Origin of the sequence: Halomonas sp. (assembly GCF_041689495.1) — a bacterium.
Lineage (GTDB): Bacteria > Pseudomonadota > Gammaproteobacteria > Pseudomonadales > Halomonadaceae > Halomonas.
This window is the reverse complement of sequence record NZ_JBDNGD010000217.1, coordinates 1-1,833: the sequence shown is the minus strand read 5'-3', so window position 1 is coordinate 1,833 and position 1,833 is coordinate 1. Positions and strand designations below refer to the sequence as shown.

General features: G+C 63.9%; 2 protein-coding genes and 1 pseudogene. 2 read left to right on the top strand and 1 reads right to left on the bottom strand.

Annotated features, from left to right (window positions below; genetic code table 11):
• Both ACESMD_RS07790 and ACESMD_RS07785 read left to right on the top strand, forming a co-directional pair.
• Positions 1-505 (top strand): annotated as a pseudogene (locus ACESMD_RS07790) (UDP-glucose 4-epimerase); the annotation flags it as partial.
• A gap of 23 nt (positions 506-528) precedes the next feature.
• Entirely contained in the window at positions 529-1,062 is a 534-nt protein-coding gene (locus ACESMD_RS07785) for a sugar transferase (RefSeq protein WP_372611934.1), read from the top strand.
• 48 nt (positions 1,063-1,110) lie between these two features.
• On the opposite strand, the gene cysQ is transcribed toward ACESMD_RS07785, so the two are convergent.
• A partial coding sequence (gene cysQ / locus ACESMD_RS07780) for a 3'(2'),5'-bisphosphate nucleotidase CysQ (protein WP_372611932.1) occupies positions 1,111-1,833 on the bottom strand: 723 nt, incomplete at its 5' end.

Genomic DNA, 1,833 nt, shown 5'->3' with positions numbered 1-1,833 from the left:
TCTGGAGGTGGTGATCATCCGCCCGCCGCTGGTCTACGGGCCGGGAGTGAAAGCCAACTTCGCCAGCATGTTGCGCTGGCTGCACAAGGGAGTGCCGCTGCCCCTCGGGGCGATCGATAATCGGCGCAGCATGGTTGCGCTGGCCAACCTGGTCGATCTGATCCTGACTTGCCTGACCCACCCGTCCGCTGCCAATCAGGTATTTCTCGCCGGTGATGGCGAGGATCTTTCCACTACCGAGCTGCTGCGTCGGCTCAGCCTTGCCCTGGGGCGGCCATCCAGGCTGCTGCCGGTGCCGGTGAGTTTTCTCAAGGCCGGCTCCCGCTTGCTGGGTAAGCAGGCCGTGGCCCAACGGTTATGTGGCAGCCTTCGCGTGGATATCGGCAAGGCGCAAGAGCGACTAGGGTGGCTGCCGCCGGTGTCGGTGGATCAGGCCCTGGAGGAAACCGCCCGGGCGTATCTGGCGAGCCAGGCATCATCCGCTTCATCCAAATTCAGGGAGTGACAGAGGTGTTACGTGTTTTCGATATGCTGTTTTCGGCCGTCGGGCTGATCATCGGGTTTCCCGTCTTGCTGATCCTGACGGTGATCGGGTTCTTCGACACGGGCTCACCACTGTTCCGTCAGCAACGGGTGGGTCGCCATCAGCAGCCCTTTACCCTGGTCAAGTTTCGCACCATGAAGAAGGATACGGCTTCGGTGGCCAGCCATCTGGCCAGTGCTTCGGCGATCACGTCCTTCGGGCGCTTCCTGCGGCGCACGAAGCTGGACGAGTTGCCCCAGCTCTGGAATGTGCTCAAGGGCGAGATGAGCTTGGTGGGGCCGCGGCCCTGCCTTTACAACCAGGACGAACTGATCGCCGAGCGTGCCAGCCGTGGCGTGTTCGAGGCGCGACCCGGCATTACCGGCCTGGCCCAGGTCAATGATATCGATATGTCCACCCCTCGGCTGTTGGCCGAAACCGACCAGAAGATGCTCGGCGAGCTGACGGTGGCCGCGTATTTTCGCTATATCCTGCTCACCGTTGCGGGTAAGGGCACCGGTGATCGGGTCAAGGGGTAGAGGGGCTGGCGGCGTTTGCAAGGTGGGCCGCTGCTTGGGGAGCATGATTTACCGGTTGCCCCAGACGATGAAGTGGGGGTTGAGGTGCTCGCTGGGCGTGGCGTAGCCGAGCGGTTGGCCTTCCAGGGTCTCGACACGACCGCCGGCCTGTTCGACTACGACATGGGCGGCGCCGGTATCCCACAGGCAGGTGGGGCCGAGTCGCGGGTAGACGTCGGCCTTGCCTTCGGCGATAAGGCAGAGCTTGAGCGAGCTGCCCATGGGGACCATGTCATGCTGGCCAAGCTTTTCCAGCCATTCGGCGAGGTCGGGGCTGGGGTGAGAGCGGCTTCCCACTACCCGCCAGGTGGCGCCCTCGGCCGGCAATCCGGCGACGTGGATCGGCTGGCGCTCGCCATTGCCTTTCACCTTGTTGCCTTGCACCTTGAAGGCACCCAGGCCTTCGGCGGCGAGATATGACACCTCCAGTGCCGGGGCGACGACCACGCCGAGCACCGGCTTGCCGTGCTCGATGAGCGCGATGTTCACGGTGAACTCGCCGTTGCGCTTGATGAATTCCTTGGTGCCGTCCAGCGGGTCCACCAGCCAGTAGCGGCCGTGGGCGTCCGCCCCGGCAAAGCCTTCGGTATTCTCCTCGGAGAGCACAGGAATGGCATCCGGCAGGGTGCTCAGCCCCTTGACGATGACCTCATGGGCGGCCATGTCGGCCTCGGTGAGCGGGCTCTTGTCGTCCTTTTCCTCGATGGAGAAGTCGCGGGCGTAGACGGCCAT